At 46.8% G+C, this 20021-nt stretch carries 22 protein-coding genes; 10 read left to right on the forward strand and 12 right to left on the reverse strand.

Annotated features, from left to right (window positions below):
- Window position 1 precedes the first annotated feature (1 nt).
- Window positions 2–1555 carry a murein biosynthesis integral membrane protein MurJ gene (gene murJ / locus ICE93_RS03705; protein ID WP_216185722.1) on the reverse strand — a complete coding sequence of 518 codons (1554 nt, stop codon included), beginning with the start codon at window positions 1553–1555 and terminating at the stop codon, window positions 2–4.
- A gap of 151 nt (window positions 1556–1706) precedes the next feature.
- On the opposite strand from murJ, the gene rpsT reads away from it, so the two are divergent.
- The gene (gene rpsT, locus ICE93_RS03710) at window positions 1707–1973 is read left to right on the forward strand and encodes a 30S ribosomal protein S20 (RefSeq protein ID WP_062310407.1); all 267 of its coding nucleotides are present in this window, start codon (window positions 1707–1709) and stop codon (window positions 1971–1973) included.
- 73 nt (window positions 1974–2046) lie between these two features.
- On the opposite strand, the gene ICE93_RS03715 is transcribed toward rpsT, so the two are convergent.
- A complete protein-coding gene (locus ICE93_RS03715; protein ID WP_216185724.1) occupies window positions 2047–2361 on the reverse strand; it encodes a DUF3579 domain-containing protein in 315 nt (104 codons plus the stop codon).
- A gap of 152 nt (window positions 2362–2513) precedes the next feature.
- On the opposite strand from ICE93_RS03715, the gene argF reads away from it, so the two are divergent.
- The 3 genes from argF to ICE93_RS03730 are packed head-to-tail and all read left to right on the forward strand — an operon-like array spanning window position 2514 to window position 5107.
- Entirely contained in the window at window positions 2514–3461 is a 948-nt protein-coding gene (argF, locus tag ICE93_RS03720) for an ornithine carbamoyltransferase (protein ID WP_216185726.1), read from the forward strand.
- A 53-nt stretch (window positions 3462–3514) separates the two neighbouring features.
- A complete protein-coding gene (locus ICE93_RS03725; protein WP_216185728.1) occupies window positions 3515–4747 on the forward strand; it encodes an argininosuccinate synthase in 1233 nt (410 codons plus the stop codon).
- 54 nt (window positions 4748–4801) lie between these two features.
- Window positions 4802–5107, forward strand: coding sequence for a pyrimidine/purine nucleoside phosphorylase (locus tag ICE93_RS03730; RefSeq protein ID WP_216185730.1), 306 nt, complete (start codon window positions 4802–4804; stop codon window positions 5105–5107).
- Between the two features lie 65 nt (window positions 5108–5172).
- Here ICE93_RS03730 and ICE93_RS03735 read toward each other — a convergent pair whose 3' ends face one another.
- Together ICE93_RS03735 and ICE93_RS03740 are read right to left on the reverse strand one after the other, a co-directional pair.
- Window positions 5173–5625, reverse strand: coding sequence for a DUF192 domain-containing protein (locus ICE93_RS03735; protein WP_216185732.1), 453 nt, complete (start codon window positions 5623–5625; stop codon window positions 5173–5175).
- 84 nt (window positions 5626–5709) lie between these two features.
- Window positions 5710–5913 carry a cold-shock protein gene (locus tag ICE93_RS03740; protein WP_011903586.1) on the reverse strand — a complete coding sequence of 68 codons (204 nt, stop codon included), beginning with the start codon at window positions 5911–5913 and terminating at the stop codon, window positions 5710–5712.
- Between the two features lie 276 nt (window positions 5914–6189).
- Between ICE93_RS03740 and clpS the strand changes: the two genes are divergently transcribed.
- Genes clpS through ICE93_RS03755 form a run of 3 tightly spaced genes read left to right on the forward strand, consistent with a single transcriptional unit; the run spans window position 6190 to window position 9125 of the window.
- Window positions 6190–6546, forward strand: a complete 357-nt coding sequence (clpS, locus tag ICE93_RS03745; RefSeq protein WP_068320835.1) for an ATP-dependent Clp protease adapter ClpS — start codon at window positions 6190–6192, stop codon at window positions 6544–6546.
- Window positions 6543–8849, forward strand: coding sequence for an ATP-dependent Clp protease ATP-binding subunit ClpA (gene clpA / locus ICE93_RS03750; RefSeq protein ID WP_216185735.1), 2307 nt, complete (start codon window positions 6543–6545; stop codon window positions 8847–8849). The genes clpS and clpA overlap by 4 nt, the downstream gene beginning before the upstream one ends.
- A 42-nt stretch (window positions 8850–8891) precedes the next feature.
- Entirely contained in the window at window positions 8892–9125 is a 234-nt protein-coding gene (locus tag ICE93_RS03755) for a hypothetical protein (protein ID WP_216185737.1), read from the forward strand.
- A gap of 77 nt (window positions 9126–9202) precedes the next feature.
- On the opposite strand, the gene dut is transcribed toward ICE93_RS03755, so the two are convergent.
- Genes dut through ICE93_RS03780 form a run of 5 tightly spaced genes read right to left on the reverse strand, consistent with a single transcriptional unit; the run spans window position 9203 to window position 15230 of the window.
- Window positions 9203–9652, reverse strand: coding sequence for a dUTP diphosphatase (gene dut / locus ICE93_RS03760; RefSeq protein ID WP_216185739.1), 450 nt, complete (start codon window positions 9650–9652; stop codon window positions 9203–9205).
- Window positions 9653–9701: 49 nt separating this feature from the next.
- A complete protein-coding gene (coaBC, locus tag ICE93_RS03765) occupies window positions 9702–10913 on the reverse strand; it encodes a bifunctional phosphopantothenoylcysteine decarboxylase/phosphopantothenate--cysteine ligase CoaBC (RefSeq protein ID WP_216185741.1) in 1212 nt (403 codons plus the stop codon).
- Window positions 10914–10922: 9 nt separating this feature from the next.
- Window positions 10923–11414 carry a signal peptidase II gene (gene lspA, locus ICE93_RS03770; RefSeq protein ID WP_216185743.1) on the reverse strand — a complete coding sequence of 164 codons (492 nt, stop codon included), beginning with the start codon at window positions 11412–11414 and terminating at the stop codon, window positions 10923–10925.
- A gap of 11 nt (window positions 11415–11425) precedes the next feature.
- Window positions 11426–14305, reverse strand: a complete 2880-nt coding sequence (gene ileS / locus ICE93_RS03775) for an isoleucine--tRNA ligase (RefSeq protein ID WP_370624622.1) — start codon at window positions 14303–14305, stop codon at window positions 11426–11428.
- Window positions 14280–15230: a bifunctional riboflavin kinase/FAD synthetase gene (locus tag ICE93_RS03780; RefSeq protein ID WP_216185747.1), complete on the reverse strand. Its 951-nt coding sequence runs from the start codon at window positions 15228–15230 to the stop codon at window positions 14280–14282. The genes ileS and ICE93_RS03780 overlap by 26 nt, the downstream gene beginning before the upstream one ends.
- A gap of 39 nt (window positions 15231–15269) precedes the next feature.
- On the opposite strand from ICE93_RS03780, the gene purN reads away from it, so the two are divergent.
- Genes purN through ICE93_RS03795 form a run of 3 tightly spaced genes read left to right on the forward strand, consistent with a single transcriptional unit; the run spans window position 15270 to window position 18676 of the window.
- Window positions 15270–15899: a phosphoribosylglycinamide formyltransferase gene (gene purN, locus ICE93_RS03785; protein WP_216185749.1), complete on the forward strand. Its 630-nt coding sequence runs from the start codon at window positions 15270–15272 to the stop codon at window positions 15897–15899.
- A 59-nt stretch (window positions 15900–15958) separates the two neighbouring features.
- Window positions 15959–17425 (forward strand): RsmB/NOP family class I SAM-dependent RNA methyltransferase, encoded by a 1467-nt coding sequence (locus ICE93_RS03790; protein WP_370624588.1) that lies wholly within the window; start codon window positions 15959–15961, stop codon window positions 17423–17425.
- Window positions 17426–17482: 57 nt separating this feature from the next.
- Window positions 17483–18676, forward strand: a complete 1194-nt coding sequence (locus tag ICE93_RS03795; protein ID WP_216185754.1) for an acyl-CoA desaturase — start codon at window positions 17483–17485, stop codon at window positions 18674–18676.
- A 64-nt stretch (window positions 18677–18740) separates the two neighbouring features.
- Here ICE93_RS03795 and rpmG read toward each other — a convergent pair whose 3' ends face one another.
- The 3 genes from rpmG to radC all read right to left on the reverse strand — a co-directional run bounded on the left by rpmG (window position 18741) and on the right by radC (window position 20020).
- Window positions 18741–18908 (reverse strand): 50S ribosomal protein L33, encoded by a 168-nt coding sequence (rpmG, locus tag ICE93_RS03800; protein ID WP_015421876.1) that lies wholly within the window; start codon window positions 18906–18908, stop codon window positions 18741–18743.
- Between the two features lie 11 nt (window positions 18909–18919).
- A complete protein-coding gene (gene rpmB, locus ICE93_RS03805; protein WP_011903570.1) occupies window positions 18920–19153 on the reverse strand; it encodes a 50S ribosomal protein L28 in 234 nt (77 codons plus the stop codon).
- 147 nt (window positions 19154–19300) lie between these two features.
- Window positions 19301–20020 carry a DNA repair protein RadC gene (gene radC / locus ICE93_RS03810; protein ID WP_216185756.1) on the reverse strand — a complete coding sequence of 240 codons (720 nt, stop codon included), beginning with the start codon at window positions 20018–20020 and terminating at the stop codon, window positions 19301–19303.
- Window position 20021: the final 1 nt, after the last annotated feature.

The following is a 20021-nucleotide window of genomic DNA, read 5'->3' on the forward strand; positions in this document are numbered from 1 at the left end:
GCTATTTTGCATGACGCAAGAATTTTTGCCAGCGAATTCCAACTAAGCCTAGGGATGCAAAGTAAACAATTGCGGCGACAGCTAACCAGGCGCCCAATAAGCCAACTCGCAACCATGGTTCGGTTTGTAAGGCGATCCAATTATGTGCGCTTGCGGCGTAAAAAAGTACTGCCGCGAAGGGGATGAGGGCGAACAGTAGCTGTCCTAAGTATTTAATCCAGGCTGAGCTAGGTAAGGCTCCGCGGCGATGCAGGCCGACCCAAAGGAGGGTGGCGTTCAGGCAAGCACCCGTTCCTACGGAGAGGGCAAGGCCAGCGTGACCAAGCCAAGGCACAAAAACTAGGTTGGCTAGTTGGGTTGCCACCAGAACTAGCAAACCAATTTTTACTGGGGTGCGGATATCTTGGCGAGAGTAAAAGCCTGGAGCTAGAATTTTTACGAGAATTAAACCAATGAGGCCAACACCATAAGCCGAGAGCGCACGTTGGGTCATCAGTACATCCAGCGCATTGAATTTTCCATAGTGATAGAGCACAGCCGCAAGAGGTTCTCCAAAAATAAAGAGCGCAAGCGCACATGGCGCAGCCAGCAAGAATGTCAGTTGCAAACCCCAGATGAGCAATTCACCGGCATGAACCAAATCTTTTTTTGCATTCGCCTTACTCAGGCTTGGCAAGAGAACGGTGCCAAGGGCAACACCTAGTAATGCGGTTGGAAACTCCATTAAGCGGTCTGCATACGAAAGCCATGACACGCTGCCAGCCTGCAAGCGTGAAGCAATATTGGTGTTGATGATGAGAGAAATTTGCGCAACTGATACAGCAAATACTGCGGGTCCCATCAACTTAAGTACGCGTCTTGCATCGGGATTGGAGGCGGCTGCTTTCATTGCTCCTGGCAATAAACCAATGCGAGGCAAAAGACCGATACGAGAGAGTGCCGGCACCTGAATGGCTAATTGCAAAACGCCGCCCAGTAAAACGCCAATGCTTAGGGCATAAATTGGTTGCTCTAAGTGGGGTGCCAAAAGTAGGGCGCTACCGATCAGGGCTAAATTCAGTAAAACTGGGGTAAAGGCCGGAATGGCAAAGCGCTGGAATGTATTGAGAATCCCTGCTGAGAGTGAAACCAGGGAAATAAGGCCAATATAGGGGAACATGATCCGGGTCATGACCACGCTGGCCTCATAAGCCGGACCACCTTGAAACCCGGTAGCAATGGCCAAAATGAGCACTGGGGCGCCAATGACGCCGACCAATACGGTGATCAGCAAAGCCCAAAATAAGAGGGTGGCGACCGCATTTACGAGGATTTGGGCCTGTTTTTGGTCCCCATTGCTGGAGATTTCCCCCAAAATCGGCACAAAAGCTTGGGAAAAGGCCCCTTCGGCAAATAACCTGCGTAGCAAATTGGGTAGCCTAAAAGCCACATTAAAGGCGTCCGTCCACTCCGAAGCCCCGAAACTACGGGCAATCAGGGTCTCCCGAAGCAGGCCCGTAATGCGGGACAGCATGGTCAGGGAGCTGACCTTGGCGGCGGCAGAAAGCAGATTCATGAGCCGATTTTCACCTATTTATCGGTCGACTGGGCTTTTTTGCCCCTTTAAGGTAAAATCTTGGGTTTTGGCGAGCTTGCTTATAAATCTGGCAAGTCCGCAAGATTTTTAACTAATCGCATTTTGCAATTTATAGAGGCAAGGTTTAAAGATGGCTAATACAGCACAAGCGCGAAAGCGTGCACGCCAAGCAGTAAAACAAAACGAACACAACTCCAGTTTGCGTTCAAAGCTCCGCACTTCCATTAAGGCGGTTCGCAAAGCGATCGAAACTGGTGACAAAGCAGCGGCTGCAAAAGTATTCGCAGCGACTCAATCAACAATCGACAAGATTGCTGATAAAAAGATTGCTCATAAAAATACTGCTGCTCGTCAGAAGTCCCGTTTGTCCGCAGCTATCAAGGCGATGGCAGCGTAATACGGTTTTAGTTTTAGGCTGGTCGAAGTAGTTTCGACCTAAGCCCGCTCCTCATCAGAGCGGGTTTTTGTTTTTAAGGCTGGGTTGGGGCTGCAGGGTTGAACTCACATGCCTCTTCGATTGGTAGGCTATTGTCTTTGGCAAAGTTCATGACAAAGTCTAGCGCTCTAGGATCTAGGTCCCCTAGTCTAGTATCAATAACAACGCATTTCACTTTTGCAATCAGTACGGGTCTGACGTAGGGCGAATAAGTGAAGCGAGGGTCCCCGGAGTCACCGGGCGGGCGAAAAGTAGCCATCACCCCGCACAGACGCTCCGCCCAATCGCTGGGCCGAAATTGTTTGCCAGAAGTGGTAATGCCTTGAATGAAAAGCTTTTTGTGGTTCAAATTCGCGTAATGATGGTTGTAGAAAATAGTATTACTAAGCCCTCTAGCTTAACAGCCTGAGTTGGCCGTAAGATGACTTTAGGATCCATTTTCGTGCAGCCAAATGTTTGAAGAAAAAAATGCAAGCCAAAACTTTAGTAGAAAGCTCAACTATGACATCCTTGGCAAAGCCGCAAGTGCCCGGTCAGGTAAAGCACTACCTGCAGTTTTCTGACCTCACTCGGGAGGAATATGATTATTTGCTCAAGCGTTCTGCATGGCTAAAGGCTAAGTTCAAGAGTTATGAAACTTGGCATCCACTACATGATCGAACTTTGGCAATGATTTTTGAGAAGCATTCCACGCGTACGCGTCTGTCTTTCGAGGCGGGTATTCATCAGCTTGGTGGCCATGCCGTATACCTGAACACCCGTGATACACAGTTAGGCCGTGGTGAGCCTGTAGAGGACGCTGCGCAGGTCATTTCAAGAATGACTGACATCATTATGATTCGTACTTTTGGTCAGGAAATTATTGAGCGCTTTGCGTCGAATTCGCGCGTTCCCGTAATTAATGGCCTGACTAATGAATTTCATCCTTGCCAAGTTTTGGCTGACATCTTCACTTTTGTTGAGGCACGTGGCCCAATTCAAGGTAAGACCGTTGCTTGGGTGGGTGATGCAAACAATATGGCGTACACCTGGCTACAAGCTGCTGAGTGCTTGGGCTTTCAGTTGCGCTTCTCTGCACCAGAGGGTTATCAATTAGATCCAGCGCGTTTGACGCCAAATGCGGCAAAGCATTTGACAATCTGCACTGATCCTGAAGATGCCTGTAAAGGTGCTGACCTCGTATCTACCGATGTTTGGACTAGCATGGGTTACGAAGATGAAAATACATCTCGTATGAATGCTTTCAAAGACTGGATGGTGGATGAAGAACTAATGGCTTTGGCCAAACCAGATGCATTATTTATGCACTGCTTGCCAGCCCATCGTGGCGAAGAAGTTTCGGCTGGAGTGATCGATGGCCCACAAAGTATTGTTTGGGAAGAGGCGGAAAATCGTTTGCATGTCCAAAAGGCCTTGATGGAATATTTGCTGTGTGGCCGTCTGGATTAATTGAGTAAAAGTTTTTGTAATTCGTTTTAATTTATTTTTGATTGAATAAAAAAATGTCTGATATTAAAAAAGCAGTCTTAGCGTATTCCGGTGGTCTCGATACAAGCGTGATCTTAAAATGGCTTCAAGATACCTATGGCTGTGAGATCGTTACATTTACTGCGGATTTGGGCCAAGGCGAAGAGCTCGAGCCAGCACGCGCTAAGGCTTTGCAATTTGGCATCAAAGCAGAAAACATTTTTATCGACGACTTGCGTGAAGAATTCGTGCGTGACTTCGTGTTTCCGATGTTCCGTGCAAATACGATTTACGAAGGCGAATACCTACTGGGCACATCTATTGCTCGCCCTTTAATTGCTAAGCGTCAAATTGAAATCGCTCGTTTAACTGGTGCTGACTCTGTATCTCACGGCGCTACTGGTAAAGGTAACGATCAGGTTCGCTTTGAGTTGGGTTACTACGCATTAGAGCCGGGAATTAAAGTGATTGCTCCTTGGCGTGAGTGGGATTTGCTGTCACGTGAGAAGTTGATGGCCTACGCAGAAAAGCATGGCATTCCAGTTGAGATGAAACATAAGCAAGGTGGCTCACCTTATTCTATGGATGCCAACTTATTGCACATTAGCTATGAAGGCCGTCACTTGGAAAACCCAAATGCTGAGGCTGAAGAGTCTATGTGGCGTTGGACAGTTTCTCCTGAGAAGGCTCCAGATACTCCAGAGATTATCGAAATTGAATTTAAAGCGGGTGATCCTGTGGCGATTAATGGCAAAGCGTATAAGCCACATGAATTACTTGCTGAATTAAACCGTATTGGTGGCATGCACGGTATTGGTCGCTTGGATTTAGTGGAGAATCGTTTTGTTGGTATGAAGAGTCGTGGTTGCTATGAAACTCCTGGCGGCACTATCTTGCTCAAGGCTCACCGCGGTATCGAAAGTATTACCCTGGATCGCGAAGTGGCTCACTTGAAAGATGATTTGATGCCACGCTATGCAAGCCTGATTTATAACGGCTTGTGGTGGGCGCCAGAGCGCTTGGCTTTGCAAACATTGATTGACCATACTCAACAAGCTGTTAATGGCGTTGTCCGCTTGAAGCTCTACAAGGGTTCTGTATCGGTTATTTCACGTGATTCAGCTAATACTTTGTTTGATCAGAATATAGCGACATTTGATGATGATGGCGGTGCTTATAACCAGGCAGATGCTGGCGGCTTTATCAAGCTCAATGCCTTGCGTATGCGTATTGCTGAAACAGCAAAGCGCAAGCGCGCCAAGAAATAACGAAAAGAAAATTCAAATAAACGATTAGGCCCAAACAGAATAGAAAGAGTCAGTATGCAATTTGATCAAGTTTCCGTAGGTAAAAAAGCCAATGTATTTTTTGATGGTAAATGTGTTTCTCATACCGTGACATTGCCAAATGGTGTGCGTAAGTCTGTTGGTGTTGTATTACCAAGCACATTACGCTTTGACTTAAGCACTAGAGAAGTTATGGAAGTGGTTGATGGCACTGCTTTTGTCAGCATCAATGGTGCTCCCGAGCAAGAGTTCAAAGCGGGCCAAAGCTGGGAAGTGGAAAAGGGTGGTTATTTCATTATTCGTGCTGAACAACCTGTGCATTATGTTTGCCACTTTGAATAAACAATCATTTCTGTAAAGCAAAACGCAGACCGAGGTCTGCGTTTTTTATTTCCCTTTATTTTTTCTTATCTTTTCGGTAGGCCGCTGACTACAGTGCCTGGCACGATCACTCTTTCTGAGAACCACTGCTTGTTCATTTCTAATGCGTAACGTACGGCAGCTTTAGGGCAGTGATTATTGGTTGTTTCTGCTTGCATCTCTTCGATGTTCACAATCTTGCCGTCATCCGCAATGAATGCAATCGATAGTGGGATCTTGGTGTTGTTCATCCAGAAACAATGACCCGCCTTTTGTTCGAACACAAACAGCATTCCAGAATTAGTTGGCATGCTAGTGCGGTTCATGAGCCCCACTTCTCTTGCTTTCGGCGTATCTGCTAGCTCTGCCTGAATACGGTAGATGCCTGCTTTGAGTTCAATGGTGGGCAAGCCTGTATTGACTTGGGCTAGCGAAAGGCTAGAGCCAAGGAGAAAGAGGGGGGCAAATAGTTTGATGAAGTTGTTTTTTGAAATATGCATGTTGTGCATTTTAAGTGAGGCAAATTGCAGACGAAAAAAAACCCAGGAACGAATCCTGGGTTTTTAATAATGATCTAAGGACTATTAAGCCGCTTGGATATTGGTAGCTTGTTTGCCTTTAGGACCTTGGGTAATGTCAAACGTTACCTTTTGGTTTTCCTTGAGGGTTTTGAACCCAGGCATAGTAATTGCGCTGAAATGCGCGAACAACTCTTCTTCACCATCATCAGGTTTGATAAAGCCAAAACCTTTTGCATCATTGAACCACTTAACAATTCCGGTCGCCATGCGAACTCCATTACATAAACTTAAAACAACCGTGATGAGGGTAAATACTTTTTAATCAGTCTCAATCCACAACACGCCTAAATAGAACCTCTCTTGAAGCCTACCCCCTGATTGTTTGCCCTTTTTGGAGGGGTGTCAAGGAGTTATATGCCCCTACCCCCTAGTAAATACCCCTTTTTTTATCGAAAAATGCCCCAATATGGGTTTAGGAGGGGTTTTTGCGTGTTTTTCGCAACAAGACCCTATGAAGTTAAAGTTTCAATATCTGTGTTTAGAATGTTTCTCATGAGTCGCGCACCAAAAAATCCCACTACTGGTAACCCCGGTAATCCATATATTGAAGACACCATTCTTCTCGAAAAGCAGGTCGAGCAAGTTAAGGCCCCTTCGATGTATAAAGTTTTACTATTGAATGACGATTACACGCCTATGGAATTTGTGGTGATGGTGATTCAGGAGTATTTTAATAAAGATCACGAAACAGCTACACGCATCATGTTGCAAGTGCATTTGGTAGGTAAGGGTGTTTGCGGGATTTTTACTCGCGATGTTGCTGCCACAAAAGTGCATCAAGTTATAGAACTCTCCCGTGAAGCGGGTCATCCACTACAGTGCACTATGGAGGAAGCATGATTGCCCAAGAATTAGAAGTAAGTTTGCACATGGCGTTTGTTGACGCAAGGGCATCACGACATGAGTTCATTACGGTCGAGCATTTACTTGCGGCCTTGCTTGATAACGCCACTGCTGTCGAGGTTTTAAAAGCCTGCGCAGTCAATATTGCTGAGCTACGCTCGCAGCTCAAAAACTTTATTAATGACAACACGCCCGTAGTGCCTGGCAACGACGAAGTCGATACACAACCGACATTAGGTTTTCAGCGTGTTATTCAGCGCGCCATTATGCATGTGCAATCTACATCGCATGGTAAGAAAGAAGTTACTGGCGCAAACGTTTTGGTTGCTATCTTTGGTGAAAAAGATTCGCATGCTGTTTATTTTTTGCAACAGCAAGGCGTTACACGATTGGATGTAGTGAATTTCATTAGCCATGGAGTGCGCAAAGATCAAGCTGAGCATGTAAAGCCAGCCGAACCTGCTCAAGAAGCGGAAGAGTCAAACTCTTCCGGCAAAGAGAGCCCTCTTGAACAGTACACTCAAAACCTCAATGCCATGGCCCGCCAAGGCAAGATTGATCCATTGGTTGGGCGCGAGAGCGAAGTAGAGCGTGTTATTCAGGTCTTGTGTCGCCGCCGTAAGAACAACCCATTGTTAGTTGGTGAGGCCGGCGTAGGTAAAACAGCGATTGCTGAGGGCTTGGCGTGGAGAATTGTTAAAGGCGATGTTCCTGATATTTTGGCCAATGCTACGGTTTACTCATTGGATATGGGCGCGCTCTTAGCGGGCACTAAATATCGCGGTGATTTTGAACAGCGCTTAAAGAGTGTTCTTAAGTCTCTCAAAGACCATGCCCATGGCGTTTTATTCATCGATGAGATTCATACATTGATTGGTGCTGGTGCAGCATCAGGTGGAACATTGGATGCAAGCAATTTATTAAAGCCTGCACTATCCAATGGTCAGCTTAAATGTATCGGTGCGACCACCTTTACAGAGTACCGCGGAATTTTTGAAAAAGATGCCGCCCTATCGCGTCGCTTCCAAAAAGTAGATGTAGTGGAGCCAACCGTAGATCAAACAGTGCAAATTCTGCGTGGATTGAAGTCCCGTTTTGAAGAGCATCACAGTGTCAAATATGCGGCTGGTGCTTTAGTTGCTGCCGCAGAACTTTCTGCTCGCTACATTAATGACCGTCACTTGCCGGATAAGGCGATTGATGTCATCGATGAGGCTGGTGCTGCACAACGCATCCTACCCAAGTCCAAGCAGAAGAAAACTATTGGTCGCCCAGAGATTGAGGAGATCGTTGCAAAGATTGCGCGTATACCGCCACAGTCCGTTACCGTGGATGATCGCAGCAAGCTGCAGACTTTGGATCGCGACATCAAGAGCGTTGTATTTGGTCAAGATCCTGCAGTGGAATCCTTGGCTAGCGCAATTAAGATGACGCGCGCCGGTCTTGGCAAGATTGATCGTCCGATTGGCTCTTTCTTGTTCTCCGGCCCAACTGGCGTTGGTAAGACTGAGGTGGCTAAACAACTCGCTTATATCCTGGGCATTGAGTTGTTGCGTTTTGATATGTCTGAGTACATGGAGCGCCATGCGGTTAGTCGTTTAATTGGCGCGCCTCCAGGTTATGTTGGTTTTGATCAGGGCGGCTTACTTACTGAGGCTGTCAATAAGAAGCCACATTGCGTACTCTTGCTTGATGAGATTGAGAAAGCGCATCCAGACATCTTCAATATCCTCTTGCAGGTCATGGATCATGGAACCCTCACGGATAACAATGGTCGCAAAACTGACTTCCGTAACGTGATTATCATCATGACTACCAATGCTGGTGCTGAGGCGATGCAGAAATCCACCATCGGCTTTACCAATGCCCGTGAGTCTGGTGATGAGATGGCCGATATTAAGAAGTTCTTTACACCAGAGTTCCGCAATCGCTTGGATGCCATTGTCTCCTTCAAGGCGCTCGATGAGTCCATTATCATGCGCGTAGTTGATAAGTTCTTGATGCAGCTTGAAGAGCAATTGCATGAGAAGAAGGTGGATGCTACTTTCAGCGCTGCCTTGCGTGCGCACTTGGCTAAGCATGGCTTTGATCCTTTAATGGGTGCTCGCCCAATGCAGCGAATCATTCAAGATACCGTGCGCAAAGCGCTGGCTGACGAGCTTTTATTTGGTAAGCTAGCTCAAGGCGGTCATGTGGATGTTGACATTGATGCGGATGGTAAAGTTCTTTTGAACTTTGATGCACCAGTATTGCCAGGAAAGCGCACTAAGGCTGATGTGGCGCCAGCCGAAGAGATTTAATCAACCCATTTATTTAAATAAATACAAACCAAAAAGGAAAATATGTCACATCACGATAAGTTGCTCGAAGCTTTTGAAACCTATAAAGCTGAAAATGAAAAGTTTCAAGTCAAAGGCATTAAAGCTTCTGCTGCTCGCGCTCGCAAAGCATTGCAAGAGATTGCTGGTTCATGCAAAGAGCGCCGTAAAGAGATTACTGCTGAAAAAGAGTCTCGTGAAGGTGCTGGTGCTGGCATGTCACAAGACGCTGCTCGCAAAGCGCATATCCGTAAGTAAGAAATTTTTGCTTAAAAGAAAAGCCACCTACGGGTGGCTTTTTTGTTTCAACAATACGGACGTTAAATGAGTGTGACTTAAGCTCTGCCGGTGCTACCAAAACCACCGGCGCCACGACTGCTTTCGGTGAACTCTTCCACTACTTTGAGCTCCACTTGTTGTACCGGCATCACCACCAATTGAGCTAAGCGCTCCATAGGCTCAAGTTTGAATGGTATTGATCCACGATTCCAGGTGCTCACCATCAGTTGACCCTGGTAGTCGGAATCGATTAGGCCCACAAGGTTGCCCAGCACAATGCCATGTTTATGACCTAAGCCTGAGCGCGGGAGAATGAAGGCTGCATAGCCTGGATCTTCCACATATATTGCCAAGCCAGTTGGCACAAGAACAGTTTGACCGGGGGTAATTTCGATTGCTTCATCAATGCAAGCACGCAGATCGAGTCCAGCGCTACCAGGGGTGCCATAGGTTGGCAATTGGTCGCGCATACGTTCATCGAGAATTTTGACTTGGAGTGATTGCATGGAATTTCCTAAAACGGGGGAATGTCAGTAAAAAAAGTAGGGGTGCCGCTTAAATTTTCTTGGCAACCAATTGAATGAGTTGGCGTGCTAAATGCAGTTTTTCTGCCTTAGCAATTTTCTTGCTGCCGCTAGCATCAATAACAACTAATTGATTGAGGTCACTGCCAAAGGTATCTGGACCGATGTTGCCGACAATCATCGGAATGCCTTTGCGCTTGCGCTTTTCGTCAGCATGCTTTTCTAAGTCATTTGATTCGGCGGCAAAACCAATGCAATAAGGATAAGGTTTGCCACTTTTGGTTTTCACAGACTTGGCAATATCTAGCAAGATATCTGGGTTAGTAACAAACTCAAGGCTTGGTGCTTGATTGCCTTGGCGCTTTATTTTCTCTTTAGCTGGTTTTGCGATACCCCAGTCAGCAACAGCGGCAACTGCGAAAAAAATATCGCTATCGGCTGCGCTTAGCGTGGCTGCATGCATTTCTTTAGCGCTAACCACGTTTGTGCGGGTGATTTGACCTGTTGCTAGTAGCGGTGTATCAAGATCGCACGGGCCTGCAATGAGGTGGACTTGAGCGCCGGCTTCGACAGCGGCTCTTGCAATTGCAAAACCCATCTTGCCTGAACTATGGTTGGTAATGCCCCGCACTGGATCGATTGCTTCAAAAGTAGGGCCAGCAGTAATCAATACCTTTTTACCGGCTAAACATTTTTTTTGGAAGAAGGCAATCAGCTGCTCGGTAATTTCAGCAGGTTCAAGCATGCGACCCATGCCAACTTCGCCACATGCCTGGAAGCCGCTCGCAGGACCCAAGAGAGTAACTTCATCAGATGCCAGTCTTTGCGCGCTTCTCTGGGTAGCCGCGTGCTCCCACATTTGCTTATTCATTGCTGGAGTTAGCAGCAGTGGGCAATCTCTTGCTAGGCAAAGCGTAGTCAATAAGTCGTCAGCTAAGCCCAATGAGAGTTTGGCCATTAGATCTGCACTTGCGGGCGCAATCAAAATGGCGTCTGCTGAGCGAGATAGCTCAATATGAGCCATGTTATTTGGAATAGTGCTATCCCATTGGCTCAGGTAAACCGGCTGGCCAGTGAGAGCCTGCATAGTCACTGGCGTTACAAATTGCTGTGCAGCTTCAGTCATGACTACTTGCACGGAGGCGCCTTCTTGCATCAACTGGCGTGCAAGTTCCGGGGTCTTATATGCTGCAATGCCGCCAGAGATGCCGAGAACGATCTTCTTATTTAAAAGTGATTGCATGGTGCCAGCTTAAAGGGATTGAGTAGATTTGCCAAATGACTTACGTAATTCACCCCAAATGATGAGGGCGGCACCAACACAGATGGCGCTATCAGCAATATTAAATGCCGGCCAATGCCAATTAGCGTAATACAGGTCGATAAAGTCGACCACAGCGCCGTACATCACTCGATCCAGGACATTGCCTAGTGCACCACCCAAGATGAGACTTAGGGCTATGCAGTGCAGTTTGTCGCTTTGGCTTTTATACAGTAGCCAAATAATATAAATCGATGCCCCGAGGCCAAGGATAGTAAAAAACCAGCGTTGCCAACCAGAACCCTCTGCTAAAAATGAAAATGCCGCACCTGGGTTAAAGAGGAGGAACCAGTTCATAAAGGGTAATACCGGTACAGGCACACCCATTTGCAAATTACTCAACGCTGACCACTTGCTGAGTTGGTCTAGCAAGAGCACGATGATCGCAATTGCGAGATAACGAAGCAGGGTGAGGCTTTTCATATGGATGGTTCTTACGCAAATAAGCGGTGATCGCCATCGCCAAATAAGTTGCTGATACAACGACCACATAATTCTGGGTGATCAACATTGCTCCCAACATCTTTGGTGTGGTGCCAGCAGCGACCACACTTTTTATATTGGCTGCCACGTACCAATACTTCTAGGCCTGCATTACTCAACTCAATATTGGCACTAGAAGTGATTGTGACAAAGCGTAAGTCATCTTCAAGTGAATGCAAAATCGCAAAGTCGACATTACCAACTTTGATTGTCAGTTCGGCTTGCAGGGATGATCCTACATTACCGGCTTCGCGCTCGACTTCAATTGCCTTGGTAACTTCAGAACGAATTTCGCGAATGCGACTCCATTTAGCGAGTAACTCATCGGCGTGAGTAATTTCTGGGAATTGGCCAAACTCTTCCATAAAGATGGACTCAGTAGGCTTGCTTCCTGAGCCATGAGGGAAGTCTTTCCAGGCTTCTTCTGCAGTGAAGGAGAGGAATGGAGATAACCATTTCAAGAGATTTCGAGTGATGTGGAATAGAGCGTTCTGTGCTGCACGGCGATCAGGGGAGTCTGGTGCGCTGGTGTAGAGGCGATCCTTCAGAATGTCTAGATAGAAGCCGCCTAAATCTTCTGAGCAGAACGTCAACATGCGTGCAACTGCTGGCTGGAATTCATAAGCTTTGTAGTGTGTTTCCACATCATTCTGCAATGCATTGGCAAGCACAACAGCATAGCGATCAATTTCAAGCCATTGGTCTGCAGGCATGGCGTGCTTGCTAGGATCAAAATCTGACAGGTTGGCCAATAAGAATCGCAAGGTGTTACGAATACGGCGATAACTTTCGGTCACACGCTTGAGAATCTCATCTGAGATCGTCATTTCGCCTGAGTAGTCGGTAGAAGCCACCCAGAGGCGAATAATTTCAGCGCCAAGCTTATCCGCTACTTGTTGAGGTGCAATCACGTTGCCCACTGACTTACTCATCTTGCGACCTTGACCATCCACAGTGAAGCCGTGAGTCAGGAGTGCTTTGTATGGCGGCTTGCCATCAAGCATGGCACCTGTTAGCAAGGAGGAGTGAAACCAGCCGCGATGTTGGTCAGAGCCCTCTAGGTATAAGTCAGCTAAGCGACCATTTGGAGTTTCTGCAGTTGCAGTTAATAGCTCATCACGGTGTGAGCCACGAATAACATGCCAATGCGTTGTACCAGAATCAAACCAGACATCTAAGGTGTCGCGGTTTTTTTCATATTGCGCCGCTTCTTCACCCAGTAGTTCAGCAACCTCTAATTTTTGCCAAGCTTCAATACCTTCTTTTTCTACACGCTTAGCAATTTCTTCAAGTAACTCAATAGTACGTGGGTGTGGTTCGCCACTTTCTTTATGAACAAAGAAAGCCATAGGCACACCCCATTGGCGCTGACGTGACAAAGTCCAGTCAGGACGGTTAGCAATCATGCTGTTTAAGCGTTGCTTACCCCAGGCAGGGAAGAACTCAGTATTCTCAATGCCGGCTAATGCAGTCTCGCGCAAGCTAGCTTTGCCATCGGATGGTTTCTTATCCATGCTTGCAAACCATTGTGAGGTAGCGCGGTAAATGATGGGTGACTTATGGCGCCAGCAATGCATGTATGAGTGTGTATACGTTTTATCGCGTAAAAGACTGCCTGCTTCACGCATCGCCTCAACAATTTTGGGGTTTGCTTTCCAGATGTATTCATTAGCGAAGAGTGGCAACCAGGATGCGTACACACCATTACCCATAACTGGATTGAGAATATCTTTATCGGCAAGTTTGTTGGCTTTGCAGGATTTAAAGTCTTCCTCGCCATAAGCAGGGGCCGAGTGAACAATTCCTGTGCCTGTATCGAGCGTGACATATTCAGCTGGGTAGATTGGTGAGAGGCGTTTATAGCCTTGGTGCAATGGTGCCAATGGATGCCAGAAAGAAATATTCGCTAACTGCGCACCTCGACAAGTGCCAATCACTTTGCCTGCAAGACCATAGTCTTGCAGGCAAGTTTCAACGCGATCCTTTGCGAGGATTAATAATTTATCGCCAACATCAACCAGCGCATAAGTAAGCTCTGGGTGAACGTTCATCGCTTGGTTAGCAGGAATAGTCCATGGCGTTGTTGTCCAGATCACAATTTGACCTGGCTTATTAGGCAACTCAGCAAGTCCAAATACTTTTGCAAGCTGTGGACGCTGCGCGTCATCGAATGCGAAACCGACGTCAACAGTTGGATCAGTTTTATCTTGGTATTCCACTTCAGCTTCTGCAAGTGCAGAGCCGCAATCAAAACACCAGTTCACCGGCTTTAAGCCGCGGAAGACATAGCCTTTTTCCCAGATCTTGCCTAGAGCGCGGATTTCATCAGCCTCATTGCGATAGTTCATGGTGAGGTAAGGATTGTTCCAGTCACCAAGTACACCCAAGCGCTCAAAATCTTTTTTCTGTTTCTCAACCTGGACATGCGCGTAGGCGCGTGCCTTGGATTGAACCTCGGCAGTTGGTAGATTTTTACCAAATTCTTTTTCAATCTGAATTTCAATTGGCATGCCATGGCAATCCCAGCCTGGTACATATGCAGAATCAAAACCCATGAGCCAGCGGGACTTCACAATCATGTCTTTCAAAATTTTGTTGACTGCATGCCCAATATGAATATCGCCATTTGCATAAGGAGGGCCATCATGCAAGATGAACTTCGGTTGATTTGCATGTGCTGCACGAATCTTTTCGTAGAGCTTATTCTTTTGCCAGCTAGCAACCCACTGGGGTTCGCGCTTAGCAAGATCTCCTCGCATCGGAAAGGAGGTATCTAGCAAATTAACGGGATAAGAGTTTTCTTTTTCAGACATAAGTTTTTTTCTGGAAATAATTTCTGGCATGCGCTGCATCAGATGCAATCGCTTTTGTAAGGGTTTCGAGGTCTGGGTACTTCGCCTCATCACGGATTTTTTCTAAGAGTTCTACGGTGATAATTTTTCCGTATACATCCGCGTTGTAATCAAAGATATGAGTCTCTAGTAGCACTCTGCCTTCATCTTCCACTGTAGGCCTGACGCCCAGGCTAGCCACCGCTGGCAGAGGTTTATCGCTTAGCCCTAAAACTTGTGCAGTGAAGATTCCAGTGGTTGCTGGTTTGCGATGATGCAAGTGATTAGCAACCGCCAAATTCAAAGTCGGAAAGCCTAGCTGACGACCAAGCTGTTGACCATGAATGACGTGCCCAGAAATTCCATAAGGACGACCTAAAAATTTTTCAGCTAACTGCATATCACCACTTGCAAGTGCTGTGCGCAGCGCAGAGCTTGAAATGCGTTCACCACCTTCTTGAATCGTTTGAATGCTTGACACCTCAAAACCATATTTTTCGCTTGCAGCTTTAAGGCTGGCAAAGTTACCTGCGCGTTTAGCGCCGTAGCAAAAATCATCGCCAATCAAAATCCATTTAGCATTTAATTGCTTGACGATAATTTCAGAAACAAATTCTTCTGGGGTGAGTTTTGCAAAGGCGGCATTGAAATGCTCTACAACAACACGGTCAATTCCGAGATCAGAAAGCGCCGCCAATTTGTCACGCAAATTCAGAATGCGGGGTGGCGCTTGTTCTGGGGAGAAGAATTCTTTTGGATGTGGCTCAAAGGTCATAACGCAACTGACCAAGCCTCGATTTTTGGCGCCATCGACAAGTTCCTTGAGCAGGGCGCGATGACCCCTGTGCACGCCATCGAAATTACCGATGGTTAGGGCACAAGCTTGTCCTGCAGAAAACTGGGTGGGGCCACGGAATACGTTCACAAAATCGCTTTCAGGGTAGCCATCAATTATATTGTGGGCATGCCTTCTATCGTCACCTTAATCTCAGGCCGCGGATCTAATTTCGAGGCCATCTTCAAAACAGCCCAAAAAGAGCAATGGCCAGTCACATTTGCCGGGGTGATAGCGAATCACTCGGCGGCTAAGGGCCTTGATTTTGCTAGCTCGCAGGGTATTCCGGCTTTTGCAATTGAGCATAAAGAGCATCCAACGCGCGAGTCCTTTGATGCCGCCTTAATTCAGCAGATAGACGCTTTAGGGGCTGATTTAGTGGTTCTTGCTGGATTTATGAGAATTTTGACCCCTGGATTCATTCGTCATTTCGAGGGTCGCTTAATTAATATCCACCCAGCCCTACTACCCGCCTTCCCAGGCTTGCATACTCATGAACGGGCTTTGGAGGCCGGGGTCAAAGAGCATGGCGCTACGGTGCACTTTGTGAATGAAGGCGTAGACGAGGGGCCAATTATTTGTCAGGCCTCAGTTCCGGTGCTAGAAGGGGATGATGCAGATACCTTGGCAGCCCGTGTTTTGACGGCTGAGCATCAAATTTATCCGCGGGCCGTAAAATGGTTCCTCGATGGACGATTGCGAATAGAAGGTAATCAAGTGAAGTTACAACCCCCGGAGTCGCAATTTTTTAAATTATGAGTGCAGAACGTCCACCCCGCAAATCTAGTAGCAGATTAGCCCCGCACAAAAGTTACGCAGTGAAATCGAAAGATCCATTGCGTCGACCTGAGCGTCGCAATGCCAGTGGCAATCTCATTGCGCCTGAAGGTCAAAAGAATTTTTCTAATGCAAAAGCATTGCCGCAACATGCAATTCATCTTGAGCGTCTCTTGCCTGAGTTGCTCAGCTTTGAGCAACCCGCTGATCGTGTTGTGAGTCGTTATTTCAGAGAAGAGAAACAGCTTGGAAATCGTGACCGAGCTTTGATTGCGGAGAGTGCATTTGCGATCTTGCGTCGTAAAAATGAGTTCTCACAATTTGCTTCTAGCGGTGAGGGCTCTCAAGCTAGACGCTTAGCCCTATTGGGTTTGCTGTCTGCTCTGTCTGAAGGTGGGCTGGGTTCTGCGAATCGTGCAGAGAGTGCCATCGCCGACCTTGCGCATGTACTAAAGCCCGGTGAATATGAATGGTTGCAACGTTTTGCAACAGTTGATCCTGCTGCTTTAAATCCTCTTGTCCGTAATAATTTGCCTGAGTGGTTGTGGGATGCATTTGGTAAATATCCTGGCGAAGAATCTCGTGAAGCATTGGCTAAATCTTTAATGCATCCTGCATTATTGGATTTGCGTGCGAACACCATGAAAACCAATCGTGAAGAGCTGCTCTCGCAGATGAACGCATTGGGCGGTCGCTATCAAGCAATTCCAACTCCATATGCACCTGATGGTGTACGCATTATGGGCAAACCAGCCTTGCAAAATACGCCAGGTTTTAAAGCGGGCATGTTTGAAGTGCAAGATGAAGGTAGTCAGCTCTTGGCTTATCTCCTTGCACCAAAGCGCGGTGAAATGGTTGTGGACTTTTGCGCTGGTGCTGGCGGCAAGACTCTAGCGATTGGAGCCATCATGCGCTCTACAGGGCGTTTATATGCCTTGGATACATCCGAGCGCCGATTAGCCAATTTGAAGCCAAGACAAGCGCGTAGCGGCCTTTCTAACGTTCATCCTGTATGGATTGATAGTGAGAATGATGCCAAGATCAAACGCCTTGCCGGAAAGATTGATCGTGTGCTGGTAGATGCCCCTTGTAGTGGAATGGGTACTTTGCGACGTAATCCTGATTTGAAGTGGCGCCAGACTCCAGAGGGGGTTTTGGAGCTAAACCAGAAACAAATGAGCATCCTGCACTCGGCTGCACGGCTATTAAAGCCTGGCGGCCGCCTGGTTTATGCGACCTGTAGCCTGTTGCCTCAAGAGAATCAGGCTATTGCTGAGGATTTTCTAGCAAAACACCCCCAATTTGAAGTTATTCCAGCTGCCGAAGCTCTTAAGCCATTGTTTCCAAAGGAGAAATTACCTTTAGGATGCAGTCCTGATAATCCTTGGTGGCAGTTATGGCCTCATATTCATGGAACTGATGGTTTCTTTGGGGCAGTTTTCCAAAAAAAGGCTGCCGCACCAACCCCGGAATCTGAAAAAACGATCAAAAACAAACTAAGGTCATAAACAATAAGGCCCCTAAGGAACTAAAATAGAAGTTTAGATCTCTTTAGGGAATCCCTTTTGAATACTGCTTCAGGTTTTGATTTGTTTCTCCATTGGCTTGGGAATGGATATTTAGATTGGTCTTGGTGGAAGATTGTTGTATTCACATTAATAGCCACCCACATCACGATTGCCGCAGTCACCATTTTCTTGCACCGTTGCCAAGCGCATCGTGCTTTAGATTTACATCCAATCGTTTCACATTTTTTTCGTTTTTGGCTTTGGTTGACCACCGGCATGGTGACCAAAGAGTGGGCCGCCATTCACCGCAAGCACCACGCCAAATGTGAGACTGTAGATGATCCACATAGCCCACAGATTTTAGGAATCAACACTGTGCTTTGTCGCGGTGCTGAGCTTTACAAAAAAGAAGCGGCCAATCAAGAGACTCTAGATAAGTTTGGCCATGGCACTCCCGATGATTGGATTGAGCACAACATTTACTCCAAGTTTTCTTGGCAGGGTGTTGCCATCATGCTCATCATCGATGTGTTTTTATTTGGCGCTATTGGCTTAACAGTTTGGGCAGTACAAATGTTATGGATTCCAATTACGGCTGCTGGCGTGATTAACGGCATTGGCCACTTTTGGGGTTATCGCAACTTTGATTGCGAAGATGCTTCTAGAAATATTGTGCCTTGGGGTATTTTGATTGGCGGCGAAGAGCTGCATAACAATCATCACACTTTTGCAACAAGTGCGAAGCTATCGAATAAATGGTACGAGTTCGATATCGGTTGGATGTATATCCAGATCATGAGCGCTGTTGGTTTGGCGACTGTGAAAAAAACGCCTCCTAAACCGGTACTGAGTGACTTGCGTCCTGCAGATCAAAATACTTTAGAAGCAATCATTGCGAATCGATACGAAATCATGGCCCGCTATAGCAAGACATTGCGTAGTTTCTTTATCAACGAAGTGCAGCACATGCAGGTCTTGGCTGCACATCTGGGCGATGCTCGCACTTGGTTGGCTAAGGATGAGTCACGCTTGACTGAGCAAGAGAAATTAAAGCTTGAAGAGTTGATGGCAGGCAATACTCAGTTGCGAAAGATGATTGAAATGCGTCGAGAGTTACAAGCCATCTGGAGTCGTTCTTCAGCCACTAAAGAGCAATTGCTATTCCAGTTACGTGCTTGGTGTCAGCATGCAGAGGAAAGTGGTTTAACCAGTTTGCGTGAGTTCTCTTTGAGATTGCGTCGCTACGCTTAAGTAAAGTTCTAGACAATAAAAAACCCGCTGATGTAGCGGGTTTTTTATTTGCTGAATGAAGTAATTACTTCAGCTTTGTTTCTTTGTAAGCAACGTGCTTGCGAATGGTTGGATCGAACTTCATGATCTCCATTTTCTCAGGCTTTGTACGCTTATTTTTTGAAGTTGTGTAGAAGTGACCAGTACCTGCTGATGACTCTAACTTGATTTTTTCTCTGCCGCCTTTAGCCATTTGTGCGCTCCTTAAATTTCGCCACGTGCACGGAGATCAGACAAAACAGCATCGATGCCGTTCTTGTCGATAACGCGCAAACCAGCATTGGTTAAGCGCAAGCTAATCCAACGGTTTTCAGATTCAACCCAGAAACGACGGTTTTGCAAATTCGGCAAAAAGCGACGCTTCGTTTTATTGTTTGCATGGGATACATTGTTGCCAACCATCGGCTTTTTCCCAGTGACTTGGCAAACTTTTGCCATGACTTAACTCCATTAATTGCGAAAAAGGAAGATTGTATCAGTCCCAGCCTATTTTGGGCTAGCCCTAATTGTGTTTGGTTTTGGGGAGTTAGTCTTAAAAAGAGATCTCACCCCTAAAATCACCTTATAAGTTAGCGTTTACTATCATTAATTGCCATTTTTCATAAGGCCTGCATCCGAAAATGAGAAAAAACCACTGCCACTCACAATACAGTGGTCTAGTAGCTGAATATCTACCAATTGGAGTGCATTTAGAAGCACCTTGGTCAGCTCCTGGTCTGCATTGCTGGGCAGTGGATTGCCGCTGGGATGGTTATGGGCGACGATGAGGGCGCTGGCATTTTTCGCTAGCGCCTCTTTGAGGATCTCCCGGGGATAAATAGCCGTCTGCGTGATGGAGCCCCTAAATAGCTCCTCACATTCAATGAGGTGTAGTCGGGAGTCTAAGTAGAGGCAGAGGAAGACCTCATGGGGAAGGCGGCCAATTTTGGCCTGCAAGAACTCCCTGACATGGTTAGGTGATGAAAAGATGGGGTCTTGGGTAAGGCCATCCTCCAAGCTTCGCTTCACCAGCTCATATGCTGCTTGAATTTGCGCCCACTTAGAGAGGCCCATGCCGTGAATCTGGGTTAATTCTTGGGGGCTGCTGGCTAATAGTCGCGGGAGGCTTCCAAAGTGATGGAGTAGATCCTTGGCGAGGGCTACTGCACTCTTTCCTTTAACGCCTACCCGCAGAAAAATGGCAAGTAATTCTGCGTCAGAAAGTGCCGCCGCTCCGTTTGTGCGAAGCTTCTCTCTGGGCCGCTCATTTTTTGGCCAACCAGTAATTGGAGAATGCACAGCTAGCGCTGGCCTAGATACAATCACC

Origin of the sequence: Polynucleobacter sp. MWH-HuK1, assembly GCF_018881815.1 — a bacterium.
Lineage (GTDB): Bacteria > Pseudomonadota > Gammaproteobacteria > Burkholderiales > Burkholderiaceae > Polynucleobacter.

Excerpts from the sequence above, each read along its gene's own strand:
- ICE93_RS03735 (WP_216185732.1), bottom strand. The coding sequence starts at position 5,625 with ATGCATATTTCAAAAAACAACTTCATCAAACTATTTGCCCCCCTCTTT.
- argF (WP_216185726.1), top strand. The coding sequence starts at position 2,514 with ATGACATCCTTGGCAAAGCCGCAAGTGCCCGGTCAGGTAAAGCACTAC.
- coaBC (WP_216185741.1), bottom strand. The coding sequence starts at position 10,913 with ATGCAATCACTTTTAAATAAGAAGATCGTTCTCGGCATCTCTGGCGGC.
- rpsT (WP_062310407.1), top strand. The coding sequence starts at position 1,707 with ATGGCTAATACAGCACAAGCGCGAAAGCGTGCACGCCAAGCAGTAAAA.
- murJ (WP_216185722.1), bottom strand. The coding sequence starts at position 1,555 with ATGAATCTGCTTTCTGCCGCCGCCAAGGTCAGCTCCCTGACCATGCTG.
- rpmG (WP_015421876.1), bottom strand. The coding sequence starts at position 18,908 with ATGGCTAAAGGCGGCAGAGAAAAAATCAAGTTAGAGTCATCAGCAGGT.
- clpS (WP_068320835.1), top strand. The coding sequence starts at position 6,190 with ATGTTTCTCATGAGTCGCGCACCAAAAAATCCCACTACTGGTAACCCC.
- dut (WP_216185739.1), bottom strand. The coding sequence starts at position 9,652 with ATGCAATCACTCCAAGTCAAAATTCTCGATGAACGTATGCGCGACCAA.
- ICE93_RS03740 (WP_011903586.1), bottom strand. The coding sequence starts at position 5,913 with ATGGCGACCGGAATTGTTAAGTGGTTCAATGATGCAAAAGGTTTTGGC.
- ICE93_RS03725 (WP_216185728.1), top strand. The coding sequence starts at position 3,515 with ATGTCTGATATTAAAAAAGCAGTCTTAGCGTATTCCGGTGGTCTCGAT.
- purN (WP_216185749.1), top strand. The coding sequence starts at position 15,270 with ATGCCTTCTATCGTCACCTTAATCTCAGGCCGCGGATCTAATTTCGAG.
- ICE93_RS03730 (WP_216185730.1), top strand. The coding sequence starts at position 4,802 with ATGCAATTTGATCAAGTTTCCGTAGGTAAAAAAGCCAATGTATTTTTT.
- ICE93_RS03755 (WP_216185737.1), top strand. The coding sequence starts at position 8,892 with ATGTCACATCACGATAAGTTGCTCGAAGCTTTTGAAACCTATAAAGCT.
- rpmB (WP_011903570.1), bottom strand. The coding sequence starts at position 19,153 with ATGGCAAAAGTTTGCCAAGTCACTGGGAAAAAGCCGATGGTTGGCAAC.
- lspA (WP_216185743.1), bottom strand. The coding sequence starts at position 11,414 with ATGAAAAGCCTCACCCTGCTTCGTTATCTCGCAATTGCGATCATCGTG.
- clpA (WP_216185735.1), top strand. The coding sequence starts at position 6,543 with ATGATTGCCCAAGAATTAGAAGTAAGTTTGCACATGGCGTTTGTTGAC.